The sequence below is a fragment of the Streptomyces sp. NPDC006208 genome (assembly GCF_040613775.1).
Taxonomy (GTDB): Bacteria; Actinomycetota; Actinomycetes; order Streptomycetales; family Streptomycetaceae; genus Streptomyces.
The window spans coordinates 1-23466 of record NZ_JBEXSW010000054.1 but is presented as its reverse complement, the minus strand read 5'-3'; the positions used below and the strand labels follow the sequence as shown (position 1 = coordinate 23466).

Sequence of the window (23466 nt, the reverse complement as noted above, 5' to 3'; positions counted from 1 at the left end):
TCGCATGCGGACGCGCGTAACTGGTTGGTCCGCTTCGCTATGCCCCTGGTCATCGCGCTCGGCGGTGCCGTCGCCTCCTACGCCAGCGTCGGTGAGGGATTCGCCAGCAGCCCGTCCCTGTCACAGGTGGTCGCGACAGGCCTGACGGCCTGCATCACCTATGTCGGTGCTGCCGCCGTGACCGATGGTGGCGCAGCGAACGCCGGTCGCGCTGACGATCCGCACGGCGTCCGAGACGTTCCGCCAGCGCAGCAGACCGTAGCCCTCTGCTACCCGCCGGGTGAGCGGACCTGGGCGGACTGGACGGCGACGGTACTGGTCCGCGCGGGATTCACCGTCCTGCGACGAAGCGGGCTGCCGCCGCAGGGCGAAGGCCTGGAGCGAGCCGCACAGCAGCTGCTTGACGGCGCCGACAGCGCCCTTGTCCTGCTCCCCGAGATCCCGCCCCAGGATCTCTCCCGCTACGCCGACTGGGTGAACCAGCTGGTCGCCGCTCATGAGGAGGGCGAGCCGATCGGCTGGATCCGCTTTGGATCGCTCGATCTGTGGGGCGATGGGCAGACGGGGACCTTGAATCCGCTGGAGGCGCTGCCTCACGACGCCTGCCTGGACCTGTCGTCCGGGGAACCAGATGTGGCCGCGTCCACGCTGGTGACGCGACTTCACCGGGTGGGACTGCGCCCCGGGGACGCGGTGGCGGATGTGGCACTCCTTGCCACCGGGCTCAGCTATCCCGCGTGGGGTGCGGCCATCACCAATTTTCCGCCGCGTAATCCACACTTCACGGACCGTGACGAAGCCCTGGCCATCTTGTCGCGGTGCCTGCTCTCCGATGACGGCGGGCCCCGGCCCGACGCCGGTGGTCTTGTGGGTCTGCCGGGCGTCGGCAAGACGCAGACAGCGTTGGAGTTCGGGCATCGCTTCGCCAGCCACTACGACGTGGTGTGGCGGGTCAACGCCGAGCGTCAGGTGTCGCTGAGTGGCCAGCTCTCCGAACTCGCCCGGGCGCTCGGTGCGGAGGAGGTTCCCGACCTTACAGTGATGCTCTCCCGCCTCTGGACCGCTCTGCGCGGGCGGAGCCGTTGGCTCCTTGTCTACGACAATGTCGAACAGCCCCCAGATGTCTCCACGATCTGGCCCCGGGCGTCGAACGGCGACGTACTGATCACCTCGCGCAACCCCAACTGGGGATCACTGGGCGTGACCCGGGTGCCCCTCAAGGCCTTCGATCTGGACGACGGAGAGGCCTTTCTCCTCAAACGCACTCGGGAGTCCGACCGCGACGCCGCGCGGGACGTCACCGCCCGGCTCGGCGGTCTTCCCTTTGCCCTGGAGCACGTCGGCGCCTATGTGGAGGAGCGCCGTGCGTCCCTGGCAGGCTACCGAGCTCTTCTGGGTGAGGGACCGCGCCACACGTCATCAGCAGCCGACACGGATTGGTATGCCTCGGCCATGGCCACTTCCTGGAACGTCAGCTTCGACCAAGCCAACGACGAAAACCCGCATGTGGGGGCATTACTCTCCGTCTTCTCCTTTCTGGCGCCGGACGACATTCCGAGAGACCTGATTTCCGGTCACATCGGCGTCCTGGGTGAGGAGCGAGGGGGATTGCCCGCCACGGGCGCCGAGTACGACCGCGCAGTGGCAGTCCTGGTCAGGCTGTCGCTGGTCGACGCCACGGAGGACCGCATCACCATCCATCGCCTAGCCCAGGAGTATGTGCTCAGCCGGATGACCGGTCCCGAGGAGCAGCGCTGGGCGGTCTGTTCGGCGCTGATGCTGGTGAGCGCGGCGTTCCCCACGGAGCCTCTGAGTCCGGCGTCCTGGGTGACGTGCCGGCGCATCATGCCACACGTTCTGGAGCTCGCCGAGTCCCGCGCGGCGCACTACCCGCTGCTGCGGGAGCGCTGCCCGGCCGTACTGGGATCCCTGCTGCTGCGTGCGGGACGCTATCTGCACCTGCGGGGCGAACACGGTCCGGCAAGGGGGCTGCTGGAACAGGCCCTCGATGTGGAGTCGTCGCGGGCGGAACCAGACCGGCTGGCGAGCGCCATGGTGCTCGCCGCGCTCGGCCGCGTCTACTACCACCAGGCAGAACTGGCGGATGCGCGCCGGGTTACCGAGCAGGCCATCGCGGCGGCGGTCGGCGAACTCGGCGAGCAGGACCACTTCGTGGGCAGGCTGCGACTCCATCTGAGCCGCGTCCTCAGGGAGTTGACCGCATTCGAGCAGGCCGAGCAGCTCGCCGGTGAGGTACTGGAGCACCTGCTGCAGTCGGACAGCGAGCGGCATCCTCTCGTCGCGGAGGCGTGGGCGACGTACGGCGACGCACTGTGGCGGCGCGGCCGTCTCCGTGAGGCCGCCGATGCCTACCGTGAGGGGCTCGAGGTTCGTTCGGCGCTGCCTGACACGCCGGCCATCGACATGGCTACCTGCCACAAGCATCTCGGCATCATCAGCCGGGAACTGGACGATCTCGACGTGGCGGAGCACGAACTGCGCACCGCGCGCAGCCTGTTGATCGCCGACTACGGAGCCGACTACGGGGAGAACCACCGTGACGTGATCGACGTCGACGGTCATCTTGCCGAGGTCCTGCGTCGCTCGGGACGCCTGGAGGAGGCCTACGGACTGCTGCGGCGGGTTGTCGCGGTGCGTGAGGAGGAGTTCCAGGACCACCCGGATGTCGCGGGCAGTTTGACGAAGCTGGGTGCGCTACTGCGCGACCAGGGCCGCTACGAGGAGTCGGAGTCAGTGCTGAGCCGGGCCGTCGCCATGTTCGAACGGTGCATGGGCAGCGGACACCCCTATGGGGCCGATGCAGCGGTCGAGCGCTCCCTGACCCGGCGTGCCGCGGGAGACCAGGAGGGCGCCGTGGCGGACATCGACAGGGCGGTTTCCATCTATGCGGCACGCTACGCAGCGGGGCACCCCGACCTCGAGCGGGCGGAACGTGTGCGGCAGGAGATCGCCCCGTAGAACGGGGCCGCGCTCCGTCCTGTACGGGGGCAGTCCCGTCGGCTGCACCAATGTGGGCCCCCAGACACGACTGGCTCAGCCTCGCTGACCGGAGCGCCGACCGGCTGAGCGCCGTACGCGGCTGAATCGCCGCCTTCTGCCCAGCCGCGTCCGGCAACCCCTGGGACCACGGGCGCGGCGCGGGCTGATTGGGGCCGCGCAGGCTGATGGGCTTGCCGATGGCGAGGGGCGCAGTTCGAGGGGGGCGATCGCCGTCCCTGTGGTGTTGGTGGCGAAAGCAGGTCAGCCGTGGTCCGTCGGCGTCGGTGGAGCAACTGGGCGCCGGGGTGCGGTCGTTCCTTGCGGACGCGCGGCCCTGTTGCATCTGTGCGGCGTACGCGGCTGAGCCGATTCGGGCAACCGCTCAGGTGTTCAGGGGGTTTTCGCGTCTTCGCTGAGGTGACCACCGCAGAAACCTCCGCGAAAACCGCAGACGCCACAGACACCACACAGTCCGCAGTGACCATAGAGCCCGCAGACGGCACTGGCCTCGACAAGCCGACCGTCAGACTGCCCGTCCGGGAGACATGGCGGGCGTTGTACGCGCATTTCCGCCCACACCGCTGGGTCGTCGCTCTCGGCGCCGCCCTGACTCTTGTCGGCACAGTCACCGGTCTTGCCCAGCCGCTCGCCGCCAAGACCCTGGTCGACCGGCTCGGCGACGATCAGTCCATCACCGGGATCCTGGCGCTGCTCACCGCGCTGGTGGTGTTCGGCACCGCGATCGAGGCAGTCGGCGCGTACATCCTGGAGCGCACCGCCGAGTCCGTGGTGCTGGCCGCCCGCCGCAGCCTGATCGGGCGGCTGCTGCGGCTGCGGCTGCCGGAGGTGGAGCGGACCCAGCCCGGCGATCTGATGTCCCGGGTCACCTCCGACACCACTCTGCTGCGTGCGGTGACCACCCAGTCGATCGTCTCGGCGGCGACAGGCGGACTCGCCTTCGTCGCCACGATCGTGATGATGGGCCTGATGGACCCGGTGCTGCTCGGTGTGACGCTGGGCGTGATCGTGTTGGTCGGCGGCTGTGTCGGGCTGCTGATGCCGAAGATCGCGCAGGCGACGCAGCGCTCGCAGGAGGCGGTCGGCGAGATCTCCACCGTGCTGGAGAGGGCCTTCGGGGCCTTCCGTACGGTCAAGGCATCGGGGGCCGAGGAGCGCGAGACCGCAGTCGTGTCGAGGGCGGCGCGGGAGGCGTGGCGGCACGGCATACGGTCCGCGAAGTGGCAGTCGGCGGCCTGGTCGTCGGTGGGCCTGGCCGTACAGGTGTCGTTCCTGGCGGTGCTGGGGATCGGCGGGGCGCGGGTCGCCTCCGGCGCGATTTCCGTATCCACGCTGGTGGCCTTTCTGCTCTTCCTCTTCTATCTGATCGACCCGGTGTCGAGGCTCGTGGAGGCGGCCTCGCAGTACCAGGTGGGCTCGGCGGCGATCGCGCGGATCGTGGAAGCGGAGCGGCTGGAAACGGAGACGCTGACGAGGCTGCGGGGGGAGGCGGGCACGGGTCCGGCGTCGGTGGTTTTCGAGGACGTCACCTTCCGCTACCGCGACGATCTTCCGTATGTCCATCACGGAGTCTCCTTCGAGGTTCTCGGCGCCGGGATGACGGCCTTCGTCGGCCCGTCCGGGGCAGGCAAAACGACCGTCTTCGGGCTGATCGAGCGGTTCTACGAGGCGAGTGGCGGACGGATCCTCGTCGACGGCAAGGACGTACGGAACTGGCCGCTGGCCGATCTGCGCGCCGCGATCGGCTATGTCGAGCAGGACGCTCCGGTGCTGGCAGGGACAGTGCGGGAGAACCTGGTCTTTGCCGCGCCGGACGCGAGCGAGGAACAGATCCGGGAGGTGCTCGTACGCGCCAGGCTCGACGCGGTCGTGGAGCGGCTGCCGGACGGCCTGGAGACGGTGGTCGGGCACCGGGGCTCCAAACTCTCGGGCGGCGAGCGGCAGCGGGTCGCGATCGCCCGTGCGCTGCTGCGGCGGCCACGGCTGCTCCTCCTGGACGAGGCGACCTCGCAACTGGACGCGGTCAATGAGATGGCGCTGCGCGATGTGGTCGCGGAGGTGGCCCGGGATGTGACGGTGCTGGTGGTGGCGCACCGGCTGTCGACGGTGACGCTGGCGGACCAGATCGTGGTGATGGACGCGGGGAAGGTGCGGGCGGTGGGCACGCACGGCGAGCTGGTGGCGGCGGATCCGCTGTATGGGGAGCTGGCGGCGACTCAGTTCCTGGCGTCGGCGCCCTGATCGGATGCGCAACGCAGGCCAGGCCCCCTGGGGACGACGGCTGGAGGGCGGGGACGCCTGGGACCCGCGGTCCCGGATGCCCGGGAGCCAGCCGGGCGGACCCGGTGCGTCCCGGGGCGTGCCCCGCTACCCCCTACGAAAACTGCAAGTCGACGAAGTCGCGCACGAACCGGCGGACCGGTCCCTTGTCACGGGCGGCAGATAGCGCTCGTCGCCACTGGCGAGAGCGTCGCGCTGCCTGGCCAGATCCGTGCGGCGGGCCTCCCGCTGGCGCTTCACCGCCTCCTTGCGGTCGGCCGGCGCGCTGGAGGCACGGCGGCGTGGGTCTGGGCCTCACTCCGCTTGGGCGTCGGGGCGGCCCTTCGGGGCCTCCGGGTCGCGGGCCCTTGTGGGTGGAGGAATTCCACATAGACACGTTCCCGACAATCAACGCCGACTACTGCGCGGTTCTGCGCGGCCACCCGGCACGCCGTGCCCGAGCACTGGGAGAACGGCCGATGTCCCCGCGACCTGTATGACCACCCCGTCGTGAACGTGGCTTGGCGAGCCCCACCACCGTCGTCTACCAACCCGCCCCCTGAGCAGGTTCGGGGTCACGCGCGGTTGCTGCGAACTGCTTGACGTCGACAAAGTCCCCTGTGGCGGTGGCCGCCGGCGTCGTGGTGGTTCCCGCGAAGGTGTAGCGCCAGTAGCCGTCGGCCGAGGCCTTCACGGTGGTGGTGAGGGTACCGGTGCTGCTGGTCGTGAGGCTCTTGAACGTGCTGTAGGTCGTGCTCGCCTTCGGCCGGAACTGCAGCTTGCCCGGTTGGCCCGTGTATCCCGCGTATGCGTGGGTGTCCCAGTTCGCGCGCGAGAGCTTTCCGGTGACGGTGAGGGTCCTGCTCTTCAGGGCGGCCTCCACCGCGGCGGCCAGACCGTCGAGGTTCTGCGGCACCTGTGGAGTCACGCGCTGACACCCCGCTGGGTCACCACCGGAGTCGGCGCTTGCCATGAGCGTGACGCTCTCCCACGGCGGCCTGTGCCATCAGGGCCGCTTCTGTGAGCGGGAGCTGGCCCTGCGCGCCTACTGGGACAAGAACCCTGGCAAGGCGTGGACGCATGACCTGCGCAATGTCCGCTACTGAGACCGCGTCCCACGACACGAGGCACTGGGCCCGTGTCGTGGGACGCAACCCCGTGGCCGGTTACGGGGTGAGCCGGTTCGGCCCGCGGAAGAGGAACGTGGCCTCGCGGATGGAGTCCAGACCGAGCATCACCATCAGCACCCGCCCCAGGCCCATGCCCGGCCCGACATGCGGCGGGCACCCGTACCGGAATGCGTTCAAGTAGTCCTGCAACGGCTCGGGGCTCATGCCCTTCTCGGCGGCCTGCTTCAGCAGTACGTCGCAACGGTGCTCGCGCTGGGCGCCGGTGGTGACCTCCAGCCCCTGCCGCAGCAGGTCGAAGCCCAACGTCACACTCGGGTCGTCAGTCGGCCGCATGTGATAGGAGGGGGCAACTCGCGGTACCACCGCACTTTCGCCGCCGCCAGGTGACGGCCTCATTCGGGCCCGGTGACGGGGGCCGGCCGGCGGGGCATAGGGCCACCAGAGGGTCGTTCCTCCCCGCGCTCAGGAGGGTCTTCACCACGGGGCGCGAAACCGCCTTCCCAGTTTCCCGGCGATTCTCTCGGCTCGCGTGATCCCTGGCTACTCGTCTCCGTCAGCGCGTTGCCCGGAAGGATTCGGACAGCGCAACCACCCTCGCGATCAAACAAGGCTCCAAGACCGCCTCACGCACGCCCCCAGAGGCCGGGAATCGGCCTGCCCCACGCGACCTTCGGTCCGCTGGATCCAAAGGCACGAGTACGCCGACCGGTGGCACGACGCTCACGCGGTCGAGGACGGACGGGGAACAAGACAACGTCCCGACACGCACCCGGCACGGAATGACAAGCCCCTGCGGCGAGTCCTTGAAGACGCCTCCATCAGCCGCCGGGAACGCCCTCGGCCGCGTGTGGGAGGAGATCAAGCAGCGCGACCGAGGGATCGCGAGCTCCGGGACGCGCCGGTTTCACTCTCCTGCGCAAGCGGGTCCTGCTGGCTCCCTGATCGATGTCAGTCGCGGACTGTAGCTTCCCCACATGGGCGTGTACCTGGTGAGCGTTGGCGCGGAGGATTGGTTCGATGACGAGGAAGACGGGTGGGGCGAAGTCGCCTCAGCCCTCAACGCTGAGCTGAGGCGGCGGGGCCTGCCGCCGTATGAGGACGTCCCCGCGGAGACGGACTTCGCACCTGGCTCAGGGCAAGCTTTCGAGGAGAAGCTGGCCCGGCCCATGACCGGGTTCCTCGCGTTGTGCCAGGCACACCTCTCACAGGAGGAATCGGAGACCGTTTACGGATGGACCGTGCTCGTGCCCTTTTCGCTCGACGAGAAGATCTGGTTGCCCATCGAATCCGGCTACTGCGAGTCGACCATGGTCGCCGGCGCTCCCCAGGTGCTACCGCTCGCGGAGAAGCTGGCGGCAGCCATCGATCTGCCGCCCGAGACCCCAGCGACATGCGACAACCTCGACCTGAGCATGTGGTTCAGGGACGGAGGGACGAAGGAAGTGGCCGGCCCTCGACCGGGACTGTGGAGTGATGACCTGGACAGGGCCTTCTACGTTGCACTGTTCCTGCGCGCTGCCCAGCACTCGATCCGGCGTGGCTGCCCCATCGTCTGTTCCTGAGATCCATCTTCGGTCCCGCTGGTCTCCTGGCGGAGATCACCCGCAGTAGCGTGACCACGGAAGTTGTGCCAGAGCCCAACTCAGGCTCTGGCACAACTTCCGTGGTGGGGTTCTGGAGTCCTCCCGTGGAGTACGACCGGTGGTTCGAGATCGCGGACCCGCGAGAGGACGACGAGGAGCCCTGGGGCTTCGACGCGGGCGAACTCGCCTTCGTCGCGGCCCTGCAGACCCGAGCCGCCTCCTGGTGCGTGCCATCGGCCCACAGCAGCGTCGGTCGCCCCGAAGACGAGTCGTCGCTGCTGGTCTGGGTGTCTCTCAGCGACCACGAGCAACCCGTTTCGCTCGGTGAATGGGCCGTGCACTTCTACGGAACACACGTGCGGGCCGGCAGAGTCTGCGACCAGCTCTTCAACCTCGACGAGACATCCAACCGCGGGTTCTTCCACGCGACCGGGACGGTGGAAGAGCTCGCCGAGCGGTGCGCGGACATGTTCGCGACCGTACTATCTCCTGGCGACGGTCACACCGCAGCATGACTACTCAGCTCGGCAAACGAGGCACCATGGCCAATTAAGGTGCCTCGTTTTGTGGTAGCAGGTTCAACGTTTCACCCACCCTCCTCCGTCACACCGCGGGTTTGCAGAAGTAGAGGTATCGAATTCCGCAACGGGAAGCTACGGTTGATTTCCGGTCTGGTACCGCCCGCTTTGCCGTGCAAACTGGGTTCATCTCATCACGAGATCCACTCGCGGAGGCTTGAGTGAACAGATTGCGTACGTTAGCCCTCTCCATGACCGCTGTGCTGGCCGGGGGCGCAGCGGCTGCACCGGCAGTCGCCGACGATGAGGCAGTGCCACACCCGATCACGTGCGGATGGAAAAAGGAGGTCGGAACGCCGTACTCGCTGGACACGACAAAGGTGGCCGGCTTCACACAGGTGCAATGCTCGGACCGACTGGACGATGCCAACACGACAGCGCAGATTCAGTACCTCAGCGGAACGTCGTGGAGAGATCGCGGGGCGGAGGCCGTCAGCTATCACACCGGCAGCACGTCGGCCAGCGGTGGCGTTTTCATCCACGTGTATGACAGCACCACGAAGGTCGCCGGTGCGCACCTCTACCGCACCAAGGGAACCCACTTCGGGCAACATGGAAATATATGGACATTGCCCACTTACTACTCACCCACCCGGTACCTGACAGGAAGTTAGACGACCGTGCGCCCGATGTCGTCTGCAGCGCGTGATCTCTTGATTGCTGCTCAGGAGATCACGCGCTCGCGGTCCGGAAGTGTCTGCACCCCGTTCGATGCAGGCCTGGCATACATTCTCATCAAGATCACTTCTGCGGATGACGCTCGCGGGTTCAGTGCCGGAGAATCCGCCTCTCCGCAGATGGTCATGCTGAGCCCGGAGCTTGAGGCACTCCTCCAGGACGAGACGAGGGGAGAACTGCAAGTTTCGGAAATCATTGATGCCGTGGCACGCGGATTTCCGGAACTCTACGAGTACATGGATCTCACGTGATTCCAGCGAAATTCTTCGCCGTGATTCTCGGCACATCTCTGTGCATTTCCTGCGCCCCGGCAGCCCCGTCCACTTTCGACGAGAGAATGGAATCATCCGGCTGGGTCGAAGAGCCACTCCTGGAAGGCGCGGAATCCCGGACAGGGATGGTGTCCCCTCGACAGTGCCAGCCGCTATTCAAGTCGATGAACGACAGCTCGAAAGGCGCCGTCCGGCGGGGATTCAGGCACAGGACTGATCGCTCCTACCTACTCGTCATGGATAGGACCGGAGACCATTCAGACGTCCTGGGCACAGTGAAGCGGGCGCCGGAAGAATGTCCGACGATGTATCTCGGCTACGACTCCGCCCGCCTCGAATATGCGATCAGTTCCCGAGGTGAGGACGAAGAAACGGCGAGTATAGGATTGGTCGGCACTGATGACTCCGGAGCCCTGGTGGTGGAGATGCTGCTCGGCGTCTCCACCACAGCCGATCGGACCCGAGTGGTGCGGCTGATGAACGACACCACCGGTGCTCACCAGCAACTCTTCACAGAGTTCCTGCTCGAGGCGAATAGCTGACCCGCGCGCTCCCGTGCTTGGCTTCGAACGAGTCCGTTGGCCCCACGGGAACGATTTCTCCGGACCCAGACAGCGATCTTCGGGACATGATCTGAATGAGAATCTTGGCCCCGCCCTCGCACCGGATAACGGATCCGATCCACAAGGGCGATGCCACGGGGCCGCCCGAACTGGCTGCACCGGGCGACCGCGGCCTGGCACGCATGTGCCAGCCGTCGGGTTCAGGAAGTCTCCGCTCGGACTTGGATGGTTCCGCGGCGGGTCAGCAAGGCAATGGTCGCGCGTCCGAGTCCGTGTCGCTGTCCGGAACCACCGGATTGTCGGGAGTCAGGGAGTGGGTGCGTGGTATTGGCGAGGGCAGCAGCGACAGCGCTCCGCCGACGGCAGCGATGAGGAGGGTCACCCGGAGGCCGATGAGGGTGGCGAGGAGGCCGCCGAGGACGGCACCCACAGGGCGTAAGCCGTAATTGATCGTGCTGTACGCGCCGGCGACTCGGCTGCGCATGCCATCGGGGATCACGTCCGCCTGAAGGGAGTTGAGGTTGACGTCGAACAGCATGACGCCGACGCCGGAGAGGACCGCGGCCAAGGCTCCGGCGCGAGCCCAGAGGGGGCCGCCCGCAGCAGCGGCGATGGCGACCGGTGCAGGGAACAACACAGCACCCACGACGATGCTGCGGCCCACGCCGAGTCTTCGCGAGACCTTCGGGGCGATCACCGCGCCAAGAAGCGAGCCGGTGGCGCCGATCCCGAACGCCATGCCGATGACTCCCGCGGTCAGTCCGAGGTTCCGGCTGGCGAACAGCACGATCAGTCCGCTGCCCGCGACAAAGGTGAAGAAGTTGACGGTCGCCGCGCACCCGAGGCTCGCCCGCAGCACCGGGTGACGGACGACGAACACCAGTCCCTCCCTGGCACGCCGCAGCAGCGGGGGTGCCACTTGGTCATGGGCGGCCGGCGGTTCGTCGATCGAAACCCGACCGACCAGAACCGCGGACGCCAGGAACGTCAGGGCGTCGACGACGACGGCGACGGGAGCGGTCAACGCCTGGACCAGCACACCACCGATCGCCGGGCCGGCGACGTATGACGCGGAACGGCCGGCACTGAGCTTGCTGTTCGCGTCGACGTAGGACGATCGAGGCACCAGGTGGGCGAAGAACGGCGGATAGGCGGTGTTGAACAGCACCCCTGCGGCGCCGGTCAGCAACGCCACGGCATACAACTGACTCAGCGTCACCGCCCCCAGCAGACAGGCAGCCGGGACGGAGAGCAGTACCGCGGCGCGCACCAGGTCGGCGAGAACCATCAGGCGCCGCTTGTGGACGCGGTGGTCGACCCAGGCACCGAGGACGATCGCGAGCAGGTTCGGGGTCCAGATGAGCGCGGTCAGCCACGCCACCTGATTGGCCGAAGCGTGCAGCGCCCCCACCGCGATAAGTGGCAGGGCCAGTTCGGTGATCCGGTCGCCGAACTGCGAAATCGATTGACCGGCCCAGAAACGCCGGAACCGCCGATCACGCCACAGCGACACCGGTAAAGCCTGGTCCGTGGCGCTCATGACGTCCCGTCGGTCTGCTCCTTGGCACCCTCCGGCAGGACGTAGCGCAGCAGCCGGACGCCACGGCCGTCGGCCGGCCGCGCGGCCTCGCCACGCGTCACATAGGGCGCGAGAACGCGTTCGATCGCGTCCTCGATCGCTGCAAGTTCCTCGGCAGAGACGACGACGCGGGTGTTGGCCAACCCCGCAAGCCGCCGCCACACCGGATCGAGCTCGGGCTCGGCCTCGGCAGCCCACCGGTTCGACAGGTCTGCCGACCGCAGGAACATCTCCCGGGACAGGACCCGCGCAGCCGACCTGCCCTCCTCGTCGTCCGGATCCTCCGGCACCTCGAACCGGAAGCCCCGCGCCACCGCCTCCCACCGCCGCCGGCGACGGTCCGGGCCGGGCTCGGCATCTCGGACCAGCCCGAAGCCCGCCAGATGCCGCAGATGCCAGCTCGTCACCGACGGGGACGCTCCCACGTCAGGCGCCAGTTGCGTCGCCGTCGCCGGCCCGTACCGCTGAAGGCGTTCGAGGATCGCCAGCCGCACCGGATGCGCCAACGCCCGCATCGCCCGCGGATCAGTGATCTCGACATCGCCCAGACGATTACCAGAATCCATGACGTGAGAGTTTCCTCTCACATATTGTGAGAGTCAAGTCTCACATCTGCTGGCACCCGGAGGGCCGTCGCAAAGAGGTCCCGGACAACCGATCGACTTCTCGGCCCTGACCGCCCAGGTCAAGACCCTCACCGAGGCACCAACACCGACCCGGGCGAGGCGCCTTGGCCGACGCCGAGACGGAGGCGGAGGCGGAGGCGGAGGCTGGCGGGGAGACCACCGACGGGGCCCATGAGGAAGGCCAGTGGCAGTACCCGCCCCTCATCCTGCGGCTCGACCTTCCCGACGAACTGCGCGCCTTGATCGCGTGGGTGGAGGACGTTCTCGTGCCCGCACTTGTCCGAGCCGTCGGCCGACGCCCGTTGGCGTCAGCTAGGGGTTCGAGCACACAGTCGTCATCGTCCGCGTCCACTCGCCGGGCTGGCCCGGCAGCAGCTGACCGACCCCGCCACCTGCGGCTACACCGCCCACCCGTGTGGCGCCACGTCCCCGTCCGGAACCGGCCCGCCCGTCGGCACCACTCCGAACGGCGCCGCACCATGAGCGCCCGTGAAGCTCACCATGCTGCCGGAGAACACGGCCCGCGGGCGCCCCGGGGGGACCGGGCGGACGGCGCCCCGGGAGGTGGGCAGTGCCTGTTATGGTCGGGCTCCTGGCTAGTCGGCGATGATGCCGCGGGTGCGGAGGGTGTCCTGCAAATCCGGACCCAGGAACTCCGAGCCGACTACGCGGCGGAGGTTCGGGAGCAGCGCCAGGTCATCGAGTGAGGCGACGTCGTACAGGTCGTCCTCGCCGTCCCAGATCGGCGAGCACTCCGTGTACACCTCGTTTCCGCCGTCCATGACCAGCTCTTCGACGGTGGCCAGGAGTTCGTCGCTGATCTCCAGCGACTCGAAGTGTCTGCGAGCCTCCGGAACCACCTTGTACGCCAGTCCGTGCTGGTAGGCGTACTCCCAGGGATCGTCGCCGAGCCCCTTCTCCCGCAGGAGGTCGGCGAGGTGAAACCGAGGCGTCAGCCTCTCGTCGGTGTACATCAACTGCTCGACGACGATGAGCTTGAAGTTGAAGTCCTTGAAGTCGGCCATGGGGGCAACCTAGTGCTGGATTCCTCAAAGGGAGTACACAGATCGGCGGTGCAGTCGTCGGGTGGGAGGGGTAGGTCTGCTCCATGTCCATGGCTTGGCACGGGCGTTGAGCTGCGCGCCCCAGCCGGAGAAGACCTTCACGCGTTCCTTCAGCAGCCCGGTGCCCGTGCCGTTGGATCGGTACAGCGTCCCGTCCTTGCTGGATGTGCCCAGGGGAGCGTGACGCGTGCTGTAGCACTCTCCCAGGCGGAGTGCACGGCTGTTGGGGTGCGCGTGGGAGATGCCCCAGTCCGGTGTCAGACCATGGCCGCTGATGACGTCCATGACGGCGGCGCGCTCGTTCTCGGGCGCTGAGAAGACAATGAGTTGCAGGGGGATGAGGGCGACACTCGGTCTCCAGTCCTTGGTGGTGTGCAGGTGGACGGTCGGCCATCGCTGGTGCGACAAGTGCACTGTGTGACAGCGGTTGCCAAGGGCCGCAACACCGCACGCGGCGCTGCCTCCCGCTGAAGCGGCGTCATCCACGCCCCGAAGTGCCCTGGACGAGCGTCGCGGGTTCCACCGCGACGGCATCGCACCGTACAAGCTGCGGTAACGGCGCTTCCGCAAGCGCAGGAACCGGGCGGGCGATCCTCTTTGCCGACGCCGCGAGGGGTGGCCCCGCCCACGGGAATGTTCGGGATCGGTAACAAGCGGATCCGTCACGCCGTCGCTCCCGTCCTCCCGGGTGCAAGTCAGGCGCAGGGGAGAGCGGAGAACGGACATGGGGCGGCATCGAAGCCTGGGGATGAACGGGCGCATAGTGGCGGCGGCCATCGGCGTGGCGGGGGTCGCCGCCCTGGCAGCGGCGTGGACGACCCAGGCCGCCCCTCCCGCGACCGAGTCGGCCGCGCCTGCGAAGCCGAAGCCGATCGTGAGCCAGACCTCCGTTCCAGACCCCCAGCTTCCCGCCCCCGTCGTCAGCATGGACATCGCGCACGCATCCGAGATGGGTGCCAAGGGCGTCAACATCACGATCGACGATGGTCCGGACCCGACTTGGACGCCTCAAGTCCTCGCCGTTCTCAAGGACAACGGCGTCAAGGCGACCTTCTGCATGGTCGGAACGCAGGCCGAGGCGCACCCCGACCTGGTCAAGGCCGTGGTCGCGGACGGACACCGGCTGTGTGACCACTCCGTCTCGCACGACACGACGATGGGCACCGCGTCACGTGCCCGCCAGTCCCAGGAGATCCTGGACGCGGCACAGATGATCACCGTGGCCTCAGGGGGCGTCAAGCCGCTCTACTACCGTGCTCCGGGCGGCGCCTTCACTCCCTACAGCCGTCAGGTCGCCGCCTCGCACGGAATGCGACCGCTGGGATGGAATGTGGACTCCAAAGACTTCAAGCAACCAGGAGCGGCCGCGATGGTGGAGACCGTCAAGAAGGAGATCTCCAACGGTCCCACCATTTTGTTCCACGACGCGGGCGGAGATCGCAGCCAGACAGTTGCTGCTCTGCGCCAGGTCCTGCCGTGGCTCCGGCAGCAGGGGTACAGCTTCGGTTTTCCGGTGCGATGAGACCGGCAAATCGGCCCACCATCTCATCCTGCCTCACTGCCACGTCACGGCGTGGGCCCTGATGGACCGGCAATCCGAACCGGACTCCAGCGCATCAACGAGGGCAACCGATGCGCTGGTGATCCGCCGTCAAACGTCGTCCGAATACCCGTGTGGTGCACCCCCACACCGTCTACGACCGATGGTGCCCTCGTCGGCCCAGCCACCAGGCGGCGCGCCGCGGCGGGCAGCAGCACTGCGTCCGGCCGGCTCAGGGTCACCCGTCGCGGCTGTTCTCGGCCTGCTGGCGCCCCTTCGGCCTGATTCGGCGGCTGCCCACGGCTCCTGGCTGCCAGCACAATCAGACCCGTGCCGCATCCGGTTGCCCCGGGATGAAAGATGGGGAGTGTGATTTCCAAGGAACGGGCGGTCGAGCTGGTCGAGTCCCTGCTGGCGCGGGAGCGGCCGACCTGGGCGTGGGCGCGGTTGATCCCGAACCTGGCCGTCTACCACGTCGAGGAGCGGTCGGTCGGATGGCTCTGCTACTGGAGCTCGGCGGAGTACGCCCGCAGCCCTGATCGGCCCACGAACCTCCTCGGCGGCCCCTACCTGGTCGACCGGGGCGACGGGAGCATCCACTTCGTCCCCGGCACCGACTGGACCGACGACTGGGAGGAGCTCTACCTCTGGCAGGTCAAGGGCTTCTGGACGCCCGACCTGCTCGCCGCGGCCGTCCGCCACCTTGCGGACTCCGTCGGGACCGCCGCCGCCATGCAGCACCTGCGCAAGCAGGCCCCGCGGATAAGCCTGCAGGAGGCGAAGGCATACGTGACGATCGTCAGGGACGGGAGTGAACCGCCCGAGGAGCTGGCGAGTCTCACCCGCGAGCCCGATCCCTGGCACCCGGGCCCGATCGAGACACTGGCCGGCCCGGTTCTGTAGCCGTCCGACTGCACGGCCGGACGGCTACAGAACCGGTCAGAGGCCGTACTCGTGCCGCACCGCAGGCAGACGTGCATCGCGACCTTCGGTTCGTCGGCCGGCAAGACGCGCGCTGCCGGCCGGGCCCGCACCAGAGGTCACAGCGGCTGATCGCTACGGCCCGCATTCGGTCTGATCCTCCCTGGAGGCCCCTCGGGCGCTCCTACCTCTCACCGACATTCCCCAGCCCCAGGGGCGGTGATGATGGCCGTCCAGCCAACTGTGTGTCTCCGATCGTCAGGAGGGTGGCCCGACTGGTGGCGGAGTTGGGGCTTTGAGGTCAACCGGCCTGCGCCTGGTGGCGCAGTCCAGTCGGCGGGACGCCTGGCGCGAAGTGGTCCCGCTGAGTGAGCCCCGGCAGAATCCGCGCAAGTCCGCGCGCTGTGCTGCGCGTAGGGCCGGAGCTGGAGTGCAGTGCAGTGCAGTGCAACGGCTGCGCCACCGTGCTCAGGGGTGATCATTTCGGTGATGGAGTTCGAGCTTGACCTGGACGGCGCGGATGCGACTCGGGCCGAGTTGGTCGCAGGGCTGCGCAGCCTTGGTCCGGTGGACGAGGACGTTGTTCGTGCACGTCCGAGCCCGGCGTTCCGGATTGGTTCCTGGCCCATCCCGTTGAGGTTGTGGCCTTATTGGATGACCTGCGGGAGCCCGAGGACCTTGTGGACGTGCCTGCGAAGTGGCGCGACGCGTTGCCGGGGCAGATCAGCGCCGATGATGCGCAGGCGCTCCCGCTGTTGTACCGGCGGGTGCTCACATCCGGTACGTCCGCGGAGCAGTCGGCTCTGGTTCATAAGAAGCCTCGGCCGCGCCGTTCGTTCGCACCGGAGTTCAAGGCCGAGATCGTCGAGCTGTGCCGACGTGGTGACCCGCTCGGTCGGTCAGGTCGCCAAGGACTGTGACCTGACCGAGACCGCGGTGCGGTTGTGGGTCAGCCAGGCCGAGGTCGACGCAGGCGAGCGCGTCGGGCTGACCAGCAGCGAACGCGAGGAGGTGGCCGCGCTGCGGCGGGAGAAGCGGCGGCTGCGGGAGGACGTGGACGGCCCTCAAGTGGGCCACGGCCCGGCCTACTGGCAGCCGGTCCGGCGCTGGTGAAGGATCGCGTTCACGATCTCCCGCATCGCATAGGCGCCCTGGACCAAAGACTCACAAACCGCGGTCTCGGAACTCTGGTCCCAAAACAAGTGCTTACAGACAACCGGGCCTGCGAGGTATCCCCCACTGGCGCGGGGTCAGGTGGGCGGCCCGTCCTTCGAAGGAACGCGCACGACCAGGAGGGCGACGTCGTCGTCGTTGTCTTCGGGACGCGCTCTTTCCATAAGGAGATCGGTGAAGCCCTCCAGGGGCCGGTGGGCCAGAGAGGCGGCATTCCGGCGCAGCCTCTCCAGGCCGTCGTCGAGAGAGCGGCCGGGCGATTCGATCAGGCCGTCGGTGTAGAGCACCAGAGTGGACAGCGGCGGCAGGACGACCGTTGCATCCTCGCGGGGATTGCTGACGTGGGTACCGAGAAGGAGGCCGTGCCCGTCCGTGAGGTAGCGGCTCTGACCGTCGTACGTGACCAGCAGAGGCGGCGGGTGGCCGGCATTCGTCCAGCGCAGCGTCCACTGCCCCGTGCCGTCCCTCTCCAGACGGCCGAGGATCATGGTGGCCATCTCGACCTCGGAGATGCGGGGAACGGCGTCGTCGACCTGGCTGACCACGACGCTGGGCGGTTCCTGGTGCGACCAGGCATAGGCCCGCAGGATGTTGCGGAGCTGGGCCATGTCGGCCGCTGCGTCCAGGTCGTGCCCGACGACGTCGCCGATGACCAGGGCGAGGGCCTGGTCAGGAAGGTAGAAGGCGTCGTACCAGTCGCCACCGACCTGGGACGCGTGGGGCGCCGGCAGGTAGCGGGCGGCCATCTCGAGGCCCGGTACACGGGGCATCTGGGGCAGCAGGTGACGCTGCATGGTCTCGGCGACCTTGCGCTGGCGCTGGTAGAGACGTGCGTTGTCGAGTGCCAGGCCGGCGCGGCGAGCGATGTCTTCCAGCAGCGGGATGTCAGCGCCGGTGAACGATTCTGGGCGGTCGGATCTGCCGAGGGTCAGAGCCCCGAGGACCTCTCGGAGGCCGCGGATGGGCGCGATGACCGCAGAGTGCATGTGCGTGCCGTCGAACAGCCTGCGCTGTTCGACTGCAATGCCGGAGTCGGGCGGGCCGTGGTACGTCTCGGGCGTCGCCAGGGTGGACCCCGCTCCCCGCAGCGCCCGGGACAGCGGTTGGGGAGAGGCCTGGGGAACCGGCGGCATGGCTCCCTCCAAGTCCTTGCGGCGCACCAGGCGGCCGCCCTCCTCGTGCGCGACCGCGGTGCGCCAGACCTCGTCGTTGTCGCTGATCAGGTCGACGACCGCCCAGTCCGCCAGCAGAGGAACGACCAGCCGAACCAGACGGTCCAGCGCCTCGTCGACATCCAGAGTGGAGGTGAGCTGGGTCGTGGTCTCGGCCAACAGAGCCAGACGTTCCAGCTCCGACAGCTCAATGCCGAGGGCCGGGCCCTGCAGCGACGGCTCGGCGGAATCGCGCTCGTGGAAGACCACCAGGGCGCCCACTTCGTCGGCACTGATGCGCAAGGGGGCCGTCAGCCAGGACATCGCCAACAACGTCCCGTCACCGCGCTCGAAGTAGCCCAGATCCTCCTGCCGGGTGCGTCGGGCGACGAAAGCGTCCATCATCGCGCACTGGCTCCTGGGAATGGTCATCCCATTGCCGTCCCGGTGGAGGACATCATGCGCATCCCGGCCCAGCAGGTCCTCGGCGTTGCGAGCCAGCAACGCCTCGGCCTCGCTGTTCACCGCGACGACGGCGCCGTCGGCGTCCACCGCGTACGCGCCGGCCTTGAGCCCTGCCAGCCAGCTGCCGAGCCCCAGTTGCAAGTCAGCATCATGCTCCCCGTGTCCCGCCCTACCACCACGTTGCGCGACCACTTCTTCCGCACCTCCGCTCTTGCGCCAGCCCTGCCCTGCCCACAGCCTCCGCGGCCCTCCCTGGCCCCGGCGGGCCCTATGGGTTACTCAGTGACAGCATCACCGTGCACGTGCCCTCGGACCGGCTCTTTGCTTATCTGTCCGATGCGCAGCATCTGCATTCCTACATGCCGCGGCGCGCCCTCACGACGGCGGCAAAGTCACCGTCACCGCCCACATCGAACCCGCCGATGCGCCGGAACAGGACGCGATCAGTGAGGCGTGGCCGACAGTGGTCGAGGACGGCAGGAGCCTGGAGTGGGTGCGCCGGGGCCGCACGACTGTCACGGGCGGCTGCACGTGGGCCCAGGCGAGACCGCCGATACCTGCCGCCTCACCGTGGAGCTTCCTACCGAGCAGGCGGATGGCGAGCAGATCGGCCATGGCCTCGACGAGGCATTGCGCGGCCTCGAGCAGGCGGTGGAGGACGCTGAACGCTGACACGGGGGACGACCCGTCGGCGCCGGCCGCTCGGGAGCGTGCTCTTTGACGGGGCAGCAGAGTGCCGCACACCTGGGGAGCCTGCGGCCGGTGGGTGTGCTGGGAGACAAGCAGGGGATGCGCGTCCTTCGGCAACGCCATGAATCGCCGGCGCCTGGCATGGGCGCAGAGAGCAACCGCGACTGGGCACCTGTCGGCGGCGGCACCGGACGGGCGCAACGCCGTCACGACGTGCCGTACGGGCAGTGCGCCAACGCGTCCGCCCTTGCCGAGTTCACGACCACCTTCCGGATCTACAGGTCCGTACCGGCGTTGCCCTCGTCGTTCGAAGGGTCTCGCCGTTTGGGCTCGCCCTTGGCGGAAGAACCCTTCTCATACCCCTGCAACAGCTCCTGGAGCGCAGCGTCAGCCTTCTTTTGGTCTTCCTTCGTCAGTTCGACAGGGACGTTGTTGTAGACGGTGTACCGGTCGGGATGGATGATGTTGGTGGTCCTCAAGGTGAACGTCAGAAGCGAGCGCCAACCCTTGCGGTGGCCAACCCTCACTTGGATTCGGACCTTGTAGTCACGGGCCTCCGGAACCAACCCAGAAAACGGTGCCTCGAACTCGATGAAGAGTTGTTGCGCTTCTCTGCCGGCCACAACGAATCCGGCCGGCAACTTCGGTTCCTCGTCCGGCCCGGGTTGGAGACGGGATGGTGAAGACTTCCACAGGAGTGGCAGATGAGAGGCGGGCTCATCGGGGAAGCTCAGCATGAGGTCGTGCACGACTATCGGCTTGGCACCGGTGTTGTGAAAGACGAGCGGAAGCCGCAGGCGAACCGTGGAGCCGCGGCAAATCGCTGCAAAGGAATGAGGCTCCCATGTCTCCAGGCGCCCCTGTCTGGCGTTGATCCACCAGAATGAGGCAACGGTGAAGACCAATGCACTGACCGACACAATGCTGGCAGCAGAAAGCGATGAGGACGCATTCTGATCAGCAGCGGCCATCAGCGGAAGCACAAATTCAGTGTGCCAGCCTCAGGGTGGGCACGCTAAACGACGCCCATGGGGCAACGGCGGCTGGTCAGGGCGTCTCGGCCTGCAACTGCACGTTTGCTGCAATCGCAGCGAGAGCCTGGTTCCGGGCAGGAGAACCTCAGCCTTCGGCGAGGAGGTGCCTCAGCAGCGCGTCCGAGTCGATGCGCTCGGACTCGTATCCTCTGGGCACGAGTGCCTCCGTCTCGTGCAAGAACCTCTTGATGTCCTGCGCCGTAGCTTCGAGCAACGCCACACCGTCGGGTGGTTTGAGGACGATGTACACAGCACCGCGGTCGCGCTCGCTAGCTGGCCATATCTGAACGTCTCTCTCGCCGACGGGGCCTTTCAGGCCATCGATCAGCAGATCGCGTCCGATGATCCATTCCACCGCCTCGTCGCTTCCGTCCGCGGTGAACGCGACACGAACGGCATAGGGATCACTGGGCTCGTACCGCAGCCTCATGCACATGGACCGGGACATCTCCTGCGAGACGACAAGCTGTACAGGTAGACCCTGTATCACGGTTCTCATTGACTTCATGGATTCGCTCCCGGTGCCTCGAGCCATACGGGGACGGCTGCGGCGGGACCGGTGGCGGACGGCACGAGAGCGCTCACAGGAGCTACATCTCGTGCCGTGGCCAGGTGTCCGACCGGTCGGCAGGAGCTGACGAAGCCACCGCTGACGGCCGGGGGCATCACAGGGATGCAGGCAACCTCGGTTGCCGGACGAGAGCCACGTTCGTGTCAGCAGCCACTGCCCCACCGGTCGTGGTTGGTGTGGCTCCCGCCCTCGCGGTCCCCACAATGACCGCCTCACGAGGAGGTGGTGCCCTGGTCCCGGCGGTGGCCGTCATCACGGTCCCAGCTGTGCTCGCCGACGCGGCCCGAGTGACGGTCGTCGGCCTCGACATTGACGGTCGGGCGCTGGGCATGCCCAGAAGTCGACGTTGCAGCCGACGCGGCACCCCCGGCACCGACAACGGCTCCGCCTGCCACGGCCGTGGAGGCGATGGTGACACACACGCGCTCCTTGAAGTTACTCACGGGTTCCCCTTCGGGCCAGAGAGCAATCCGCCAGCGCGACGGAGCTCCTGTCGCTTGGTGTGGGGCGCTGCGCGAATGCAACGGCGTTGCCGCTCCATGTGGCTCGGTTGGCCCTGTATCGCGTCGCCGAGCGCGAGAGTTTGCTGGTCCAGCAAGGCCCAAGGTTCCATATGGCGTATGGAACCACTCTTCGAGTTAACCATACAACGTATGGAAATGCTAGTGGGAAGTTCCGTCGTACTAGGGGGCACGCCACGTTCGGCGGCGGGTGCGACGTCGGGGTCGGCGAAGCGCAACTGGGTGAATCCGTCCCGCAGCACCCCCGAGCCACCGTTCGCTGGGCACGGCGGTCCGGTAGGCGGCTTTCCCCCCGCACGACGCTGTGTCGGGCGACGTGCGGTTGACAGGGACACGGGCCGCCGCTCCCGTTCGTAGGCACGCAGGAGGCCGGGAGTTCCAGCGCTGGAGCACCGCGGCGAGCCGCGGCGACGGCAGCCAGTGGTGGGGGCATCTATGGACGGCGTCGCCGGCGAGCGAGACCCGGCTGCGGCCATAGGAGTAGGCGACGGTGAGTCTCGGTACCCGTGTGTTGGCGACGGCGCTCGCGTGATCGAACCCGGTGGCGCGGCCGCCGTGTGGTTGCGGCATCCCCAGCGGGGCCGTAAGGGCGCCGAAGAGACAGCAGAGGACGGCAACGAGCAATTGACTTCGGTGTCGGCTTCGCCGCCCGCTGCGAAGCCGACACCGCGGTCGGGTGGTTCAGGGGGTGACGGTGCCGACTCAGGCGCCGCTGGTGGCCTCGTAGACCTTCATGGGGTTCCACAGGTCTCGGAGCAGGACCAGCCGGCGGCCGCGGAACCGCATCTTGTTCATGTGGATCTGTGTGTAGGTGTTGCCGCCGGGGGTCAGGGCGTCGCCCTCGTCTCGTTGATGACGTGTCGGGGTCGTCCTCGACGATCTGCCGCAGATAAGGGAACGGCGATGACCTTGCCTTCGAACGGTCCGGCATGCCGAGCGAGCGGGCGTACGGGAACGCGAGCGCGACGTCGTGCACGAAGAGCTCGAAGACTGCCTCGGAGCCGGTGCCGGCCAGGCCGACGGAATCCGCGCCGGCGCGGTCGAGAAGAGGCTGCAGAACACGATGGCGCTTGCTCTGCGCCCGTAGCGGATTCACGCACGCGAAGCACTTGTGGTCGGCGGCCGGGGGGCCATCACAGCCACCTCAGGCAGAGGCGAACTGGGCGCCGGTACTCAGGAGAGCACCGGCGCCCACGGCATGGCCCCTCTCACCTCTACGCCGACCACTCTCGAGCTGCTCGGACGTCAGATTCCGCGCGAAAAGGCGGCGGCAGTGCCGTCAGGCCCAGGCGACGGCGTCCTCGATGGGCACGCGGGGCAGCCGCGGGAACCACGGGTCGGCACCGGGGTGGCCGATGTTGACCACCAGATGCGAGCGCCAGCTGGTACCGGCGAAGAACTCCTTGTCCACGCCGGCCCGGTCGAAGCCCGCCATGGGACCGGCCGCCAGCCCCGCTGCGCGCACCGCGAGCAGGAAGACCCCGGTCTGCAGTGCCGAGTTGTAGGCGGCAAGGCTCTCGCGCGTCTGGATCTGGTCGGCGAACGCCGCTCGCAGCATGTCGCCGCGGGCCGGGAAGACTGTCGGCATCTGCTCGTGGAAGTCGACGTCGTACGCCAGGATCGCCACGGCCGGCGCACTGAGCGTCTTGGCCCTGTTGCCCTCGTCGAGATGCTCCGCCAGTCGCTCCTTGCCCTCGCGGGTGCGCACGAAGAGCACACGCAGAGGCTGACCGTTTGCGGCGCTCGGCGACCAGCGGGCGAGTTCCCAGATCATGGCGAGTTCGTCGTCGGCAACGGCCACCTCGGCAAAGGTGTTCGCGGTGCGGGCCTCGGTGAACAGCACCTTGCGCCCTGCGTCGTCAAGGACATCGAGGGCCTGCGGTTCGCGGTCGGTCGTGCTCATGGTTTCTCTCTTTACTTCGGTTGTGCGGATGGTGTGGTGGGGGGGGGGGGTGGCGCCCCCCCCCCCCCCCGCGGGGGGGGGGGGGTGGGGGGGCCGGCGGGGGCCCCGCTCCCCATCACATGAGCACCCCCCAAAAAAACAAACACA

Annotated in this window: 21 protein-coding genes and 3 pseudogenes; 11 read left to right on the top strand and 13 right to left on the bottom strand. The window is 67.8% G+C overall.

The window, feature by feature from the left end:
• Nucleotides 1-39: 39 nt before the first annotated feature.
• Nucleotides 40-2979: a tetratricopeptide repeat protein gene (locus ABZ208_RS33035; protein WP_356913131.1), complete on the top strand. Its 2940-nt coding sequence runs from the start codon at nt 40-42 to the stop codon at nt 2977-2979.
• Nucleotides 2980-3483: 504 nt separating this feature from the next.
• Nucleotides 3484-5259, top strand: a complete 1776-nt coding sequence (locus ABZ208_RS33030; RefSeq protein ID WP_356913151.1) for an ABC transporter ATP-binding protein — start codon at nt 3484-3486, stop codon at nt 5257-5259.
• Between the two features lie 139 nt (nt 5260-5398).
• Here the strand turns inward: ABZ208_RS33030 and ABZ208_RS33025 are convergent.
• Together ABZ208_RS33025 and ABZ208_RS33020 are read right to left on the bottom strand one after the other, a co-directional pair.
• A pseudogene (locus ABZ208_RS33025) lies at nt 5399-5685 on the bottom strand (DUF3043 domain-containing protein); the annotation flags it as partial.
• 136 nt (nt 5686-5821) lie between these two features.
• Nucleotides 5822-6145, bottom strand: a pseudogene (locus tag ABZ208_RS33020) (hypothetical protein); the annotation flags it as partial.
• 103 nt (nt 6146-6248) lie between these two features.
• Between ABZ208_RS33020 and ABZ208_RS33015 the strand changes: the two are divergent.
• Entirely contained in the window at nt 6249-6383 is a 135-nt protein-coding gene (locus ABZ208_RS33015) for a hypothetical protein (protein ID WP_356913130.1), read from the top strand.
• Nucleotides 6384-6443: 60 nt separating this feature from the next.
• Here ABZ208_RS33015 and ABZ208_RS33010 read toward each other — a convergent pair.
• Nucleotides 6444-6746 (bottom strand): annotated as a pseudogene (locus ABZ208_RS33010) (amino acid--tRNA ligase-related protein); the annotation flags it as partial.
• A gap of 635 nt (nt 6747-7381) precedes the next feature.
• On the opposite strand from ABZ208_RS33010, the gene ABZ208_RS33005 reads away from it, so the two are divergent.
• The 5 genes from ABZ208_RS33005 (at nt 7382) to ABZ208_RS32985 (ending at nt 10060) form a co-directional block, all read left to right on the top strand.
• Entirely contained in the window at nt 7382-7969 is a 588-nt protein-coding gene (locus ABZ208_RS33005) for a hypothetical protein (protein ID WP_356913129.1), read from the top strand.
• A gap of 125 nt (nt 7970-8094) precedes the next feature.
• A complete protein-coding gene (locus tag ABZ208_RS33000; protein WP_356913128.1) occupies nt 8095-8505 on the top strand; it encodes a hypothetical protein in 411 nt (136 codons plus the stop codon).
• A gap of 254 nt (nt 8506-8759) precedes the next feature.
• On the top strand, nt 8760-9182 hold the full coding sequence (locus tag ABZ208_RS32995) for a hypothetical protein (RefSeq protein WP_356913127.1): 423 nt from the start codon (nt 8760-8762) through the stop codon (nt 9180-9182).
• 15 nt (nt 9183-9197) lie between these two features.
• On the top strand, nt 9198-9497 hold the full coding sequence (locus ABZ208_RS32990; RefSeq protein WP_356913126.1) for a hypothetical protein: 300 nt from the start codon (nt 9198-9200) through the stop codon (nt 9495-9497).
• A gap of 326 nt (nt 9498-9823) precedes the next feature.
• A complete protein-coding gene (locus ABZ208_RS32985) occupies nt 9824-10060 on the top strand; it encodes a hypothetical protein (protein WP_356913125.1) in 237 nt (78 codons plus the stop codon).
• Between the two features lie 262 nt (nt 10061-10322).
• Here ABZ208_RS32985 and ABZ208_RS32980 read toward each other — a convergent pair whose 3' ends face one another.
• The 4 genes from ABZ208_RS32980 to ABZ208_RS32965 form a co-directional block, all read right to left on the bottom strand.
• Complete coding sequence (locus ABZ208_RS32980; protein ID WP_356913124.1) at nt 10323-11621, bottom strand: MFS transporter; 1299 nt, start codon at nt 11619-11621, stop codon at nt 10323-10325.
• Nucleotides 11618-12226 (bottom strand): helix-turn-helix domain-containing protein, encoded by a 609-nt coding sequence (locus ABZ208_RS32975; RefSeq protein WP_356913123.1) that lies wholly within the window; start codon nt 12224-12226, stop codon nt 11618-11620. Before ABZ208_RS32975 ends, ABZ208_RS32980 begins: the two co-directional genes overlap by 4 nt.
• 656 nt (nt 12227-12882) lie before the next feature.
• Nucleotides 12883-13311 (bottom strand): hypothetical protein, encoded by a 429-nt coding sequence (locus ABZ208_RS32970; protein ID WP_356913122.1) that lies wholly within the window; start codon nt 13309-13311, stop codon nt 12883-12885.
• Nucleotides 13312-13335: 24 nt separating this feature from the next.
• Nucleotides 13336-13758, bottom strand: coding sequence for a hypothetical protein (locus ABZ208_RS32965; RefSeq protein WP_356913121.1), 423 nt, complete (start codon nt 13756-13758; stop codon nt 13336-13338).
• 316 nt (nt 13759-14074) lie between these two features.
• Between ABZ208_RS32965 and ABZ208_RS32960 the strand changes: the two genes are divergently transcribed.
• The 3 genes from ABZ208_RS32960 to ABZ208_RS32950 all read left to right on the top strand — a co-directional run bounded on the left by ABZ208_RS32960 (nt 14075) and on the right by ABZ208_RS32950 (nt 16924).
• Nucleotides 14075-14872 carry a polysaccharide deacetylase family protein gene (locus ABZ208_RS32960; RefSeq protein WP_356913120.1) on the top strand — a complete coding sequence of 266 codons (798 nt, stop codon included), beginning with the start codon at nt 14075-14077 and terminating at the stop codon, nt 14870-14872.
• Nucleotides 14873-15250: 378 nt separating this feature from the next.
• Nucleotides 15251-15793, top strand: a complete 543-nt coding sequence (locus tag ABZ208_RS32955; protein ID WP_356913119.1) for a YrhB domain-containing protein — start codon at nt 15251-15253, stop codon at nt 15791-15793.
• 897 nt (nt 15794-16690) lie between these two features.
• Nucleotides 16691-16924 carry a hypothetical protein gene (locus tag ABZ208_RS32950; RefSeq protein ID WP_356913153.1) on the top strand — a complete coding sequence of 78 codons (234 nt, stop codon included), beginning with the start codon at nt 16691-16693 and terminating at the stop codon, nt 16922-16924.
• 137 nt (nt 16925-17061) lie between these two features.
• Here ABZ208_RS32950 and ABZ208_RS32945 read toward each other — a convergent pair whose 3' ends face one another.
• The 6 genes from ABZ208_RS32945 to ABZ208_RS32920 form a co-directional block, all read right to left on the bottom strand.
• Nucleotides 17062-18741 (bottom strand): SpoIIE family protein phosphatase, encoded by a 1680-nt coding sequence (locus ABZ208_RS32945; protein ID WP_356913118.1) that lies wholly within the window; start codon nt 18739-18741, stop codon nt 17062-17064.
• 234 nt (nt 18742-18975) lie between these two features.
• Entirely contained in the window at nt 18976-19413 is a 438-nt protein-coding gene (locus ABZ208_RS32940) for a hypothetical protein (RefSeq protein WP_356913117.1), read from the bottom strand.
• A gap of 152 nt (nt 19414-19565) precedes the next feature.
• Nucleotides 19566-20273, bottom strand: a complete 708-nt coding sequence (locus ABZ208_RS32935) for a hypothetical protein (protein WP_356913116.1) — start codon at nt 20271-20273, stop codon at nt 19566-19568.
• Nucleotides 20274-20409: 136 nt separating this feature from the next.
• Entirely contained in the window at nt 20410-20832 is a 423-nt protein-coding gene (locus ABZ208_RS32930; protein WP_356913115.1) for an SsgA family sporulation/cell division regulator, read from the bottom strand.
• 275 nt (nt 20833-21107) lie between these two features.
• Complete coding sequence (locus ABZ208_RS32925) at nt 21108-21338, bottom strand: hypothetical protein (protein ID WP_356913114.1); 231 nt, start codon at nt 21336-21338, stop codon at nt 21108-21110.
• 1357 nt (nt 21339-22695) lie between these two features.
• Nucleotides 22696-23319, bottom strand: coding sequence for a malonic semialdehyde reductase (locus tag ABZ208_RS32920; RefSeq protein WP_356913113.1), 624 nt, complete (start codon nt 23317-23319; stop codon nt 22696-22698).
• Nucleotides 23320-23466 lie beyond the last annotated feature (147 nt).